Here is a 12385-nt window from a genome sequence, read left to right on the forward strand (position 1 = left end):
CCGTCTACCCGTCCGGTGGGTCCGGGGCACCGGGACAGGTGACCGGCAGCGGTGTCCACTGTGCCGTCTACCCGTCCGGTGGGTCCGGGGCACCGGGACGGGTGACCGGCAGCGGTGTCCACTGTGCCGTCTACCCGGCCGGTGGGTCCGGGGCACCGGGACGGGTGACCGGCAGCGGTGTCCACCGTGCCGCCCACCCGTCCGGTCGGTCCGGGGCACCGGCACATGCGGCCCGCAGTGCTCCCCGTGCTGCCCCTGAGTCACATCGATTTGCCCCACAGGCTTGATTTCCGGTCGGCCCGAAGGCAGAGTCCAGGGCAGTCGACAGCAGGTGCCCCGAGGCGCCCCGACAGGTCCCCGACCAGGTGAGGACGGTCCCATGACCCACCACCCCGTACCGAAGCGCCCCCATCGGCTCTGGTCGTCTGAGCATGAACCGGTGCTGGAGGTGGCGGACGGCGACACGGTGGAGTTCGAGCTGACCGAGGCGACCGGCGGACAGTTCACCCCGGACTCGACGGCGGGCGCGGTCGCCGGGTTCGACTGGGACCTGGTCTATCCGCTGGCGGGCCCGATCATGGTCGAGGGGGCCGAGCCCGGGGATGTGCTGGAGGTGGAGTTCCTGGAGATGCGGTCCGTCGACTGGGGCTGGACGGCGGTGCTTCCGGGGCTCGGGCTGCTCGCCGAGGACTTCCCGGACGCTCATCTGCATCTGTGGGACCTGAGCGACGGGCGGCACGCCGACTTCCTCGGGGTCGCGTCGGTGCCGATGCGCCCCTTCTGCGGGGTCGTCGGGGTCTGTCCGGACGCGCCGGAGCCGCAGAGCGTGCTGCCGCCGGGGCACTTCGGCGGCAATGTCGACTGCCGGGACCTGGTGACCGGCACCAAGCTCTATCTGCCGGTCCAGGTGCCCGGCGCGCGGCTGGCCTTCGGCGATCCGCACGCCGCCCAGGGCGACGGCGAGCTGTGTGTGAGCGCCATCGAGGCGTCGATGACCGGGGCGGCCCGCGTCCGGCTGCACAAGGGACGGCGGATCGCCGGACCGCAGTTCGAGACGGCCGGACCCGTGCGGGCCGGGGACGACCGGGCCGGGTTCTACGCCACCATGGGCGTCGCACCGGATCTGATGGACGCGGCCAGGGACGCCACCCGCGCCATGATCGACCATCTCGGCCGCACCTACGGGCTGGCCCCCCTCGACGCCTATGTGCTGTGCAGCGTGGCCGTCGACCTGCGGATCACCGAGCTGGTCGACGCCCCCAACTGGGTCGTCTCGGCGTATCTGCCGAAGGCGTTCTTCCCGGCGGGCGGCAAGTAGGGCCGTCGTCACCGGCCCGCCCGGGGTCCCGTACGGGAGGTACGTCACGGGGACCCGGGGCCGGGTGACCCGGTGTCAGCAGCCGCCGCAGTTGTAGTAGAGGACGTCCCAGTGGTTGCCTTCGTCGGCGTAGATGTTGCCCGCGCCGGACTGGTACTGGGGGGCTCCGTCGCCGCGCAGCCCGATATAGGTGAAGGTGCCCTTGATGTAGTTGGTGACACAGGTGTTCTTGCCGTAGTCCAGCTTGTAGCCGTTCCAGTGCGAGTAGGTGCCACTGGCGTGGCCCGTCTCCGTGCCGCCGGTGATGTTCAGCGCGCAGCCGGAGGACCGCTTGAGGGTCTGGGCGCCCTGTGCGGTCGCGAGGTTGAGCTGGTCGAAGGACGTACAGGTCGGCACATTGCGGTTGGAGCAGTTGCCCGACGACGACCAGGTGATGCCGACCGAGCTGAACATGGAGGTGGCGGTCGCGTGGGAGACCTTGGTGACCGCGGCTGCCTGGGAGCCGCTCTGGGCGGCCAGGGCGTCGCCCGCGCCGGCGAGCACCGTGAGAGCGGGGGCCGTGGCGAGCGCCAGGGCGGTGAGGGCGGAGCGGATCTTCATGAGGGGGGACCTTCCTGCGGGGGGCCGTACTGTCCTTGGGGGGCGGCTGGGCAGGTCGTGCAGGGAGATGGTGCCCGAGGTCTACGCGTGTCCGCCAGAGGGTGCGGCGCGCGTGATGAGCGGCCATGGCGCCGTCACCGTGGCTTCAACCCGCCGTCCGGCCAGGGGCCTTGCGGTCCGGCTGGCCGGTCTCCGCTGTCCTGATGTCCCCTTTACACGGCACACGGCACACAAGTCACTCCGGACGACCCCTTGTGCGGGCGGCGCGGGGTCTGTCAGATTCTCTCCCACGCCAAACTTGTCATGGACGTAACAGTCACCCCTGTCCGTCCATGCGTCTCCTGCGTATCCCCGCAGGGCTCCACCCCCCACATGATGGAGAAGACTCGTGCGTATCAGCAGACTCGTCCCCGCCCTCGTGACCGCCGCGCTCGGCGCGGTCGCGCTCGCGCCCACCGCCGTGGCGCAGACCCCGGCCCCCGCGCCTGCCGCCGTGAGCGGCTCCCAGGCCGAGGCGGGCACCAAGGCCCTGCCGATCATCGGCGGCGGCTATGCGAGCAACGCCCCTTGGGCGGCCCGGCTGTTCTCCAACGGCCGTCAGACGTGCAGCGCCACGATCATCGCGCCCACCTGGATACTCACCGCGAAGCACTGTGTCAGCGGCGGTGGACTCTCGTTCCGGATCGGCAGCCTCGACCAGACCAGCGGCGGCACCCTGGCCAACGGCAGCGCCGTCTACAACCACGCCTCCTCGGACCTCTCGCTGGTCAAGCTCGACCGCTCGGTCAGCGCGACCTACGCCCGGCTCGGGCAGCCCGGCTCGGTCTCGGTCAACCAGACCGTGCAGGTCTACGGCTGGGGCGCGACCTCGCAGTGCGGCTCCGAGATCAACTGCCAGTCCCAGTACCTGAAGGTCGCCAATGTCATCGTGACCGGCGGCTGCCGTGACGCCTACAACGGCAACGCGATCTGCGCCCGCCGCGGCGACGGCATCACCGCGGGCGGCGACTCCGGCGGCCCGATGATGGCGGGCGGCATCCAGGTCGGCGTCGCCTCCACCAGCGACCGGCAGACCACGACCGCGTACACCAACGTGACGGCGTACCGCTCCTGGGTCCAGTCCATCGCCGGGGTCTGACCGCCCCTGACCCGACGCGTCCCCGGGGGACCGCTCACGGCGACGGCCGGGGCGGTCCCCTGTGCGGTGCTTACGGTGCCGTGTGCCGCCGGTGGACGCGTGGTCAGCCCGCGCGGACCTGGAACACCTGGTCGGCGCCGCCGGTGCAGCGCTCCTCGATCGCCTCGGCGCCCTCGGCCGTGTCGTCCTCGACGAGTCCGATGCACCGGCTGCTGGTCGAGGGACGCAGCCGGAACCCCGGAGTACCGGAGGCGGTGGCCGACTCGAAGCGGAACAGTGTGCCCTGGGCGCAGTTCACCCGGGGCTCCAGCATGCCCTTGAGCTGATCGGCGCCCATGACCGCCAGACACCCCTTGCCCTCCTGGGGGTGGTGCCACTGGATGCGGTACAGGCCCTCGCCCATCGGCTCCAGATAGGTGCGCGGCACCGTGGCGTGGGCGCAGGGCAGTTGCACGGTGACGGCGCTGCCGTAGGCGCCCTCCCGGTCGCGTCCGTCGGTCAGGCAGAGGTCCGGGGTGCGGACCGGGTGGATCGTGACCCAGCCGTCGGGGAGCGCCGACGGCGCGGCGGCCCCGTCGTCGCCGTCCAGGGACAGCCCCCAGACGGCCAGCGCGGCGACGGCGGCCAGGGCGACGGCGATCCACAGTGTCTGCTTCGCCCCGGACCGGCCGGTGTGCGCCGCCGGGGTCGCGGTCGCCGTCTCTGTCGCTGTCGCGGGGGAGCCCGCCGGGGCCGGGGCCTGTCCGGGTCCGGGCGCCGGTTCCGGTGTGAACACGGCGTCGGCGGCGATGCGTTCTCTGGCCTCCAGCCAGAGGCCCACCCGCTCCTCCTCGCCGCAGGCACGGACGAACGCGGCCAGCAGATCGGGCCGCGGCAGTGTCGAACGGCTCAGCACATCGGCCAGGGTGCTGCGGGCCAGCACATCCCCGTTGCGGGCGGCCTTCTCCTCCAACTCGCGGTAGGTGAGCCCCGATCGGAGTTTGAGCTGCCGCATCAGTGTGAGAAGGGCGGCGGTGTCCTCGGTCTCGTCGGGCGATAAGCGCCCCAGATTCCCCATGGAGATCAGTCTGTTCCGGGCCCGGCCGGGCGGACAACGGCGGATTCCGCCATGCTCGGCTGTCCGGGACGGTGTCCGGACACCGCGCTGACCAGCCCGGACAGCCCGTGCGCTGTCCCGGACTGCGGGGGCTGTTGCGGGGCCCGGTGGCACCTCGGCAGGGTGAGGGAGCCGGCCGGGCGAACGCTCGCCACGGTCGGCTGACATCCGACCTCCGCGCGAACACACCGGCCGTCGCCGGTACTTCCTCGCGCCTTCTCACAGGGGACCACGTATGCGCAAGCACCTCACCACACTCACCGTCGCGACGGCGCTGACGTCCGGTCTGCTCGCCGGGGCGGCCGGTCACGCCGCCGCGGACCCCGGGGCGAGCGCCGCCGCCTCGTACTACCTGGTGTTCGACAAGAGCGGCGTGACCAGCTCCCGGCTCTACCTGAAGCAGAGCGTCCCCGGGCGGGACAAGGTCATCGCCGACTACAAGGCCGGATCGGGCACCATCAAGAACACCTGCGCCGTCGGGAAGGGATGGCTGCCGAACGGCGACTACAAGATCGAGTTCCACCGGAAGAACTTCGACGGGATCATCAACGGCTATGTCATCAAGCTCTCCGACAAGAGCTGCCACGCGGGCACCCGGCGCACCGAACTCTTCATCCACAGCGAGATGAGGCCGAACGGGCAGCAGGGCCGGATCGAGTCCGAGCGGTGGACCGACGAGAACCCGAACGACTACTACTCCAACGGCTGCATCAAGCTCAGGCCGTCCCACATCAAGAACCTCTTCAACCGGCTCGACGACCTGGGCTGGAGCAAGCTGAAGAAGCTGAAGGTGGTCAGCTGACGCGGTCGGCGCGTCCTGAGCCGGTCCCGCGGCGACACCGCGCGGGACCGGCTCCCCTGCCGGGCGCTCAGGGCCGGGTCGACACGAACTCCTGGGCCGGCTCCGTCATCGCCGCCACGGCGGCACCGGGCGGACGGTCCGCGCGCACCGCGAGGGACCGGAATCGCCGTCACCCCGGGGACCCCGGCCAGGGCGAACCGGGGCAGCAGGGCCACGCCGAGCCCATGGCGGACGAACTCGGCGCCGGTGGCGATGCCGGTGCTCTCCACGGCGATCCGGCGGTTCAGCGAGGCCACGGTGAAGGCGCGGTCGGTGACGGCCCGGTTCCCGTGGCCCACGGGGGAGTCCACGAAATCGAGGTCGGCCAGGTCGGTGAGCGGCACACTCGTCCGGTCGGCCAGCGGATGGCCCGCCGGTACGGCGAGGTCCAGCGCGGATGTGGTGAGCCGGGTCAGCGCCACACCGGCCGGGCACGGGCCGGGCAGAGACACCAAGGCCATGCCGGACGGCCATCACCCGGAGCGATGGGAACGGTCACCTCCTTTCATTGGACTTGATGGCGGAATGGCGGAAGCCTATTCAACGTTCATTCAACGTTCAATCAAAACGTTCGGAAGGAGCCCGCCATGAACACCGCGCCCCGCACGCCGTTCGCCCCCTCACAGCAAGCCCCGGACGGCGCCCCGCACGCCGGACGCACCGCCCCGGCGCGCCGTCGGCTGCTCACCGCCGCCATCGCCACCGCCGCCACGGCCGGTGCCGTCGCCGCCCTGCACTCCGTGCCCGCCACCGCCGCCCCGGCGACCGGCGCCACCGGCCAGGGCCAACTGCCCGGCACCACCCGCGTCCTGGGGCACACCGTCGACATCAGCAGAGCCACGCCCCGGACGGTCGGGCGGCTCGCCCGCTACTTCACCGACAAGACGAACCGCGATGTGGACGCCACCGTGGCGCACTTCACCCGGGACGTGACCTACGTGGACGCGATCCTCGGCTGGTCGTTCACCTGGCAGCCGCTGAAGGACATGTTGGGCCAGATCATGCCGACCTGGCCCGCGACCGCCGAGTCGTACCCGGTGAAGATCCTCGGGGACTCCAGCGGCGCGGTGGTGCTGTTCGTCGACAGCCCCGAACTCTTCGGTCATGAACTCAGACCGCTCGGGTTCGTCGACTTCCGCGACGGCCGGATCACCCGCTGGGTCGACTACTGGGACGGCCGCCAGCTCACCCTGGAGGACATCGCCGAACAGCGCACCCCCGCCGACCAGTTCCCCGAGGACTTCGGCGAGGGCATCGCCGGGGAGAACGCGGCGCCCGCGCTGCGGCGCACCGCGCACGCCCTGGCCGCCGCGCTGGCCTCCGGCGACGTGGACGCCGCGGTCGCGCTGTTCGGCGCCGACGGTGTCTTCGAGGACATGGTCCTGCACACGAAGGTCACCGGACCGATCGCCCTGCGCGCCTACCTCACCCGCGCCCTCCCGTCCCTGCCCTACGGCCCCGGCACCCGCGTCCGGCATGTGGTGGGCGGCGCACTGGGCGGCGGCTACGAATGGACCCGGGCCACCGGCCCCGTACGGCGCGGCGCTACCGCCCTCGAACTGGATCCTGACGGCCGTATCACCCACCTCACGGCGGTCTGGGACGGCTCCCTCGTACCGGAGGCGGAACTCAATCGCCTCCAGTCGCTGACCATCGAGTCCTGACGGCCCGCAGCGCGGCCCGGTTGATGCCGCGATGTGATGCCGTGCGGGGCGGCTGGACGCACCCGGGGCGGAACAGGTACGTGCGCGGGACCGGCGCGAACAGCGCGCTCTCCGCCTCGCCCTCGACCCGCGTCCGCCTGGCCCGCCCGGCGCTGTCCGTGCCCTGCCCCGAGACATACACGCACGTGAGGTCCGGGTTCACGGTGGCGTGGGTCAGACCGGGTAGACGACACCGGTCAGCCGCTCGGAGACGGACCACAGGCGGCGCTGGAGCCCGGTGTCGTAGGACTTGCCGTTGGAGCGGGTGACCCGCGGGTGGCCGCGCATGCCGAGGACGCGGTCGGGGCCGTAGTACTGCCCGCCGCTCGCGTGCGGGTCGGTCGCCGCGCGCAGCGACGGCAGCGCGCCCATCTCGGCGCTCTGGGCGGCGAGCGGGAGGACCAGCCGGTCGATCAGCAGCCGCAGCGGCGGGAAGGTGTCCCGTGTCAGCTCCGTGCTGGCGCCGCCGGGGTGGGCGGCGAGCGCGACGGTGGTGTGCCGGTCCGCCAGCCGCCGCTGGAGTTCATAGGTGATCAGCAGATCGACGCGCTCATGGCGCTCGCGCAGCTCACGGGCGGCCGTGCGTACGGAGGCGAGGTCACTGAGGTCGAGGCGCTGGAGTGAGAGGGCGGCGCCGGGGGTGCGGGCGGTGATCCGGGCGGCGGCGTCCTCGCCCTTGCCGAGGTCGCGCACGGCCAGCACCACCTGGGCGCCATGGGCCGCCAGCGCCGCCGTGGTCTCCAGGCCGAGGCCGGTGTTGACAAGGTGCGGGTCGCCTCCGCGACCTGCGCGGACCTCCTCCTCGGGCTGTTCGGCGACGAGGACGCCCCGGCCGGCGACCCCGAGCGGTTCGGCGTGATCCTGCTCGCCGCGCTGCACGGCATCGCCGCGCTCGCCGCCGCCGACTCCCTCCCGCCGCAGCACCGCCCCGACGACCTCGCCGCCGAGGCGGTACGCCAACTGCTGCGCGGGGCACGGGCTGACTGACCCGGGGCGGGACCGGGCGGTCCGGTGGGGGTGGCCGGACCCGGCGGGCGGCGCGGACTGCGGGGCGATACGGCCAACGTTCCCGGAGCGCCCGTCCCGGGGCCGTCGCCTTGGTACGGTCGCGTCCTCATCCCCGGGTGAAGGAAGTGCGATCACGTGGCGGCCCGTATCGAACTGGACGCAGTCGACAGGATGGTGATCCGGCGGCTCCAGCGGGACGGCCGGACGTCCTACACCGACCTCGGCAAGGAGGTGGGCCTGTCCGCGCCCGCCGTACGCGCCCGGGTGCAGCGGCTGAGGGACCGCGGGCTGCTCCAGGTCGCCGCCGTCACCGACCCCCTGAAGGTCGGACTGCCGGTGATGGCGCTGCTCGGCGTCAAGGTCGACGGCGACGTCCGCGAGGTCGTCCGGGCGCTGGAGCGCCTCGACCCCGTCATCTACCTCGTCTCCACGGCGGGCTCCTTCGATGTGTTCGCCGAGGTCGTGTGCCGCACCATGGACGAGCTGTCGACCCTGATCAACGACGGCGTCCGCGCGGCACCGGGCGTCCGCGCGGTCGAGTCGTTCCCGTACTTCGCCATCCACGCGCACCGGTTCACCTGGGACATTCCTGACTGAGCCGGAGACCCGGAGACCATGTGCCCGTTCCGGGGACCGGGTGCCCGCCTTGCGGAACACACGGATGGGACGCGCCTCCACCGTGCGAGCACGACGACCACGGCGGCATCGGGGAATCCCCAACTCCCGCCCACGCGACGCCCGTACGCGGGACGACCCGCCCGTCCGGTCGCGCGGTGTGATCGGGCGGGGCGGGTTTTGCGAACGACCGGTCCCCGCCGCGCCGGGACCGTACTGTCCTGCCATGGGATGGTGGGGACGCGGACGGCGGCGGTCCGGGCACGACGACGCCTGGGGGCTGGCCGACGCGCTCAAGAGCCTGCGGGCGGAGCTGACCGAGGCGACGGCGGCGGGCGCCGACGCGGGACTGCGCTTCACCGTCGAACAGATCGACCTGGAACTCGCCGTGGACGTACGGCGTGAGGCGGGGGGCGACGGGGGATTCAAGTTCTGGGTCGTCTCGCTCCAGGGCAGGGGCCAGCAGGCGCGCCAGACCACGCACCGCATCAGCCTCACGCTCGGCCTCGCCGGAGACCCACTGATCAGCGGCGCCGAGGACCGTATCCCGGACGAGTGACGACACGGCGGCGGGCAGCGTTTTGCGGGGGAGAGGGGGAACGGTGCGAGGGGGACTGCGCAGCGCGCGGGTGGCCGAGGTCTGGTCCCGTGCCCCGGCGCCGGGCACCGGCGGATACCGGGTCGGCAGCGGCTATCTGATCGGCGACCGCACGATCCTGACCGCGGCCCATGTGGTCGTGGACACGGACGGCACGGCGGCACCCCGCCAGGAGATCAGACTCCGGGTCGGCGGACATCGCGCGCTCCTGGACGGCGTGGTCCGCTGGTGGCGGCTCGACCGGTCCGTGGACGCCGCCCTGATAGAGATCACCGACCCGCACGGCCGACGGCTCACCAGGGCCCGGCCCGTGCGCTGGGGCTTCCTCACCGGTCAGCGGCCGGCCGTCGGCTGCGAGGCCATCGGCTTCCCGTACGCCGTGCGGCGGCCCGACGGAGGGGTCCGCGAACCGGAACACATACGCGCCGCCGTCGACGCGCAGAGCCTCGCCAAGAGCCGCACCTACCGGGTCGACGTCCTCGGCAGTGTCCCCGCCCCCGACGGGGACCCAGGCCACCTGGACCCGGTTCCCTGGTCCGGGATGTCGGGCGCCGCCCTCCTCGCGGACGACCTCGTCCTCGGACTGTGTGTCCAGGAGGCGAGCGGCTTCGCCCACCGCAGACTGATCGCCACCCGCGCCGAGACCCTCGCCGAGGACCCCGAGTTCACCGCCGCCGTGGCCACGGCGACCGGACGGCCACCGGTCCTGGAACCCGTCGAACTCGCCGGTCTGCTCGCGCCCGCCACCCCCGCCGAACCACCCCGCTCACCCGCCGGACTGCTGCGCGCGGAACACGCCGTCGTGCCGTTCCACGGCCGTCAGCGGGAGCTGGCGGAGCTGCGCACCTGGTGCGACGGCCCGGCCCCGCTCGATCTGCGGCTGCTCACCGGCCAGGGCGGACAGGGCAAGACCCGCCTCGCCCTGCGCCTCGCCGCCGGACTGCGCGCCCGGGGCTGGACCTGCGGTGTCGTCTCGGACGGGCTGCGCCCGCCCCTGCTCCCGGACACCACCGCCCTGGCGGCCGTGGCGAGCACCACCCGCCCCCTGCTGATCGTCGTGGACTACGCCGAGATCCGCGGCGAACTGATCCACACCCTCGTCGACCACGCGGCCCCCGACACCCGAATACGGCTCCTGCTGCTGGCGCGCGCCGCCGGGGACTGGTGGGACGCCACCCGCCGGGCCTCCCCCCGCCTGGCCGACCTGCCGGCCGGGCGGCGGACCGTCCATCCGCTCGGGGCCCTGGCGACCGGCGAGCGCCAGCGCCGGGACCTGTTCACCGACGCGGCCACCGGTCTCGCCGGACAGCTCAGCCGCCTCGACTGGCTGCCACCCGCCGACTGGACCCGCCTGGCCCACACCCTGCCCCCGCCCCCCGATGTGTCGCACGAGCGGTACGACAGCGTCCTCGCCCTGCACATGGCGGCCCTCGCCGCGCTGCTCCAGGCCGGGCCCGTCCAGGTGGAGACCGAGGACGGCGACGGCCCGGAGGACGTACTGCTGGCGCACGAGGAACGGTACTGGCGGCACAGCGTCACCGCGGCGCCCTACCGGCTGCCCCTGCCCGGCCGCACCCTCGCCACCCTGGTCGCCACCGCCACCCTCTGCGGCGCCCAGGACGAGCGGGAGGCCGTCGAGACCCTCACCGGCCTCGACGACCTGGCGCCGCTGTCCGACGCGGAACGCCACCGCGCCGCCGCCTGGCTCAGCGACCTGTATCCGGGCGACTCCCACTGGGGAAGCCTCCAGCCCGACCGGCTCGGCGAACACCACATCGCCCGGCAGAGCGACCGCGAACCCGCCCTGCTCGACCGGGCCCTGTCCAGGGCGGAGCCCCATCAGGCGCTCCGCGCGCTGCTGGTGCTCGCCCGCGCCGCCCGCCACGCTCCGGCCCTGGCGTCCCGGCTGCGCACGACCGTGGTGAGCCGCCCCGACGCCCTGGGCCCGCTCGCGGTGGAGGCCGCCACCCGCACCGGCCACCCCGCCCCCCTGGTCGCCACCGTGCACACCCTGGCCACGGACGAGACACTCGGCCTCGACACCGTGGCACGGCTCTACCAGGCCCTGCCCGCCATGACCCGCGCGCTCGCCGACGACGCCGTGGATCTCGCGCGCCGCCTGGTCGACGCCGTCGGCTACCCGCCCGGCACCGACGATCCGGAGCGGGCCACCCGGCGCGCCGTCGCGCTCAACAACCTGGCGAACCGGCTCGGTGCGGTCGGCCGCCACCACGAGGCCGTCCCGCTCATGGAGGAAGCCGTCGAGATCCGGCGCGGTCTGTGCGCCACGGACCCCGACACCCATGAGACCGACCTGGCCCGCCATCTAATCAACCTCTCCAACCGGCTCGCGTACGTGGGCCGTACGGCCCGCGCCTTCGAGACCGCGGAGGACGCCGTGCGCATCCTGCGCCGCCGCGCCGCCACCGACCCGGACGCCCTGCGCCCCGTCCTGGCCATGGCCCTGCCCGCCGTCGTGGACCGGCACATGCGGCTGGGCCGCCTCGACACCGCCGCAGCCGCCGCCCGCGAAGCCGTCGACCTGTACCGCGCGCTGAGCGCCGACGACCCCGACACCTATGACTCCGAACTCGCCCTCGCCCTTAACAACCAGGCCAATGTGCTCGGCGAACTCGGCCGCCACGAGGAGGCGTTGGACGCCGCCGCCGAGTCCCTGCGCCTCACCCGGCGACTCGCCGAGGACCGTCCCGACGCCTACCTCCCCGACCTCGGCATCTGCCTCAACAACATCGCCCTGCGCCACGCCGTGCTGGGCCGTCCCGCACAGGCCGCCGAGGCGGGCCGGGAGGCGGTCGCGATCCGGCGCGCCCTCGCCGAGGCCCACCCGGAGCGCCACCTCCCCTACGTGGCCACCTCGCTGAATGGGCTGGCCTGCGATCTCGCCGACTCCGGCCAGGACGAGGAGGCGCTGGAGGCCGCGGCGGAGGCGGCCCGGATCTACGGCACGCTCGCCGCCGACGACCCCACCGCCCACGAGGGGGACTTCGCGATGGCCTCGCACACCCTCGCCCAGCGGCTGCGGTCCCTGGGACGCCTGGCGGAGTCCGTCGAGCACAGCATCCGAGCGGTCGACATCCGGCGTCGTCTGGAGCGGTCGAGCCCCGGCGCGTACACGGCACAACTGGCCAAGGCGCTGCACGGCCTGGGCGCGTCGCTCGCCCCGCTCGGCCGGACCGACGAGGCCGCGTCCGCCCTCGCCGAGTCCGTCACGGCGTGGCGCACCCTCGCCGCGACCTCCGGTACGAGACCGGTGTCCCCGGCGGAACTGGCCGACGCGGCGACGGACTGGGCGGAACTCCTCCTCACCACGGGCCGCGCGGAGGCCGCCACCGCACTGGAGATCGCCCGTGGCGCGGCGATGGACAGCGGCGACACGGCCCGGATCGCCCGCGTCGAGGCGCTGGGGTGAGGGGCGGGAGCGCGCCCCTGTCGAACAGGCCCGCGCCT

Annotated in this window: 12 protein-coding genes; 8 read left to right on the forward strand and 4 right to left on the reverse strand. The window is 73.3% G+C overall.

Features of this window, described 5'->3' with window-relative positions; all coding sequences use genetic code 11:
• Nucleotides 1-379: 379 nt before the first annotated feature.
• Nucleotides 380-1318 carry an acetamidase/formamidase family protein gene (locus tag AB0D49_RS20610; RefSeq protein ID WP_362759130.1) on the forward strand — a complete coding sequence of 313 codons (939 nt, stop codon included), beginning with the start codon at nucleotides 380-382 and terminating at the stop codon, nucleotides 1316-1318.
• Between the two features lie 75 nt (nucleotides 1319-1393).
• On the opposite strand, the gene AB0D49_RS20615 is transcribed toward AB0D49_RS20610, so the two are convergent.
• On the reverse strand, nucleotides 1394-1918 hold the full coding sequence (locus AB0D49_RS20615) for a hypothetical protein (RefSeq protein WP_362759132.1): 525 nt from the start codon (nucleotides 1916-1918) through the stop codon (nucleotides 1394-1396).
• A gap of 388 nt (nucleotides 1919-2306) precedes the next feature.
• On the opposite strand from AB0D49_RS20615, the gene AB0D49_RS20620 reads away from it, so the two are divergent.
• The gene (locus AB0D49_RS20620; RefSeq protein ID WP_362759134.1) at nucleotides 2307-3056 is read left to right on the forward strand and encodes a trypsin-like serine protease; all 750 of its coding nucleotides are present in this window, start codon (nucleotides 2307-2309) and stop codon (nucleotides 3054-3056) included.
• 103 nt (nucleotides 3057-3159) lie between these two features.
• On the opposite strand, the gene AB0D49_RS20625 is transcribed toward AB0D49_RS20620, so the two are convergent.
• The gene (locus AB0D49_RS20625; protein ID WP_362759136.1) at nucleotides 3160-4113 is read right to left on the reverse strand and encodes an XRE family transcriptional regulator; all 954 of its coding nucleotides are present in this window, start codon (nucleotides 4111-4113) and stop codon (nucleotides 3160-3162) included.
• A 274-nt stretch (nucleotides 4114-4387) separates the two neighbouring features.
• On the opposite strand from AB0D49_RS20625, the gene AB0D49_RS20630 reads away from it, so the two are divergent.
• A complete protein-coding gene (locus tag AB0D49_RS20630; protein WP_362759138.1) occupies nucleotides 4388-4954 on the forward strand; it encodes a L,D-transpeptidase in 567 nt (188 codons plus the stop codon).
• Here AB0D49_RS20630 and AB0D49_RS20635 read toward each other — a convergent pair.
• Entirely contained in the window at nucleotides 4846-5454 is a 609-nt protein-coding gene (locus AB0D49_RS20635) for a LysR substrate-binding domain-containing protein (protein WP_362759140.1), read from the reverse strand. The two genes, AB0D49_RS20630 and AB0D49_RS20635, sit on opposite strands and share 109 nt — an antisense overlap.
• Nucleotides 5455-5580: 126 nt before the next feature.
• On the opposite strand from AB0D49_RS20635, the gene AB0D49_RS20640 reads away from it, so the two are divergent.
• Nucleotides 5581-6657 carry a nuclear transport factor 2 family protein gene (locus tag AB0D49_RS20640; RefSeq protein ID WP_362759142.1) on the forward strand — a complete coding sequence of 359 codons (1077 nt, stop codon included), beginning with the start codon at nucleotides 5581-5583 and terminating at the stop codon, nucleotides 6655-6657.
• 213 nt (nucleotides 6658-6870) lie between these two features.
• On the opposite strand, the gene AB0D49_RS20645 is transcribed toward AB0D49_RS20640, so the two are convergent.
• Nucleotides 6871-7401, reverse strand: coding sequence for a hypothetical protein (locus AB0D49_RS20645; RefSeq protein WP_362759144.1), 531 nt, complete (start codon nucleotides 7399-7401; stop codon nucleotides 6871-6873).
• A 9-nt stretch (nucleotides 7402-7410) separates the two neighbouring features.
• On the opposite strand from AB0D49_RS20645, the gene AB0D49_RS20650 reads away from it, so the two are divergent.
• The 4 genes from AB0D49_RS20650 to AB0D49_RS20665 all read left to right on the forward strand — a co-directional run bounded on the left by AB0D49_RS20650 (nucleotide 7411) and on the right by AB0D49_RS20665 (nucleotide 12347).
• Nucleotides 7411-7683 carry a hypothetical protein gene (locus AB0D49_RS20650; protein ID WP_362759145.1) on the forward strand — a complete coding sequence of 91 codons (273 nt, stop codon included), beginning with the start codon at nucleotides 7411-7413 and terminating at the stop codon, nucleotides 7681-7683.
• Nucleotides 7684-7857: 174 nt separating this feature from the next.
• Nucleotides 7858-8301 carry an Lrp/AsnC family transcriptional regulator gene (locus AB0D49_RS20655; RefSeq protein ID WP_362759520.1) on the forward strand — a complete coding sequence of 148 codons (444 nt, stop codon included), beginning with the start codon at nucleotides 7858-7860 and terminating at the stop codon, nucleotides 8299-8301.
• Between the two features lie 244 nt (nucleotides 8302-8545).
• Nucleotides 8546-8878, forward strand: a complete 333-nt coding sequence (locus AB0D49_RS20660) for a trypco2 family protein (protein ID WP_362759147.1) — start codon at nucleotides 8546-8548, stop codon at nucleotides 8876-8878.
• A gap of 43 nt (nucleotides 8879-8921) precedes the next feature.
• Entirely contained in the window at nucleotides 8922-12347 is a 3426-nt protein-coding gene (locus tag AB0D49_RS20665) for a tetratricopeptide repeat protein (RefSeq protein ID WP_362759149.1), read from the forward strand.
• Nucleotides 12348-12385: the final 38 nt, after the last annotated feature.

Origin of the sequence: Streptomyces sp. NPDC048290 (genome assembly GCF_040652095.1) — a bacterium.
Lineage (GTDB): Bacteria > Actinomycetota > Actinomycetes > Streptomycetales > Streptomycetaceae > Streptomyces.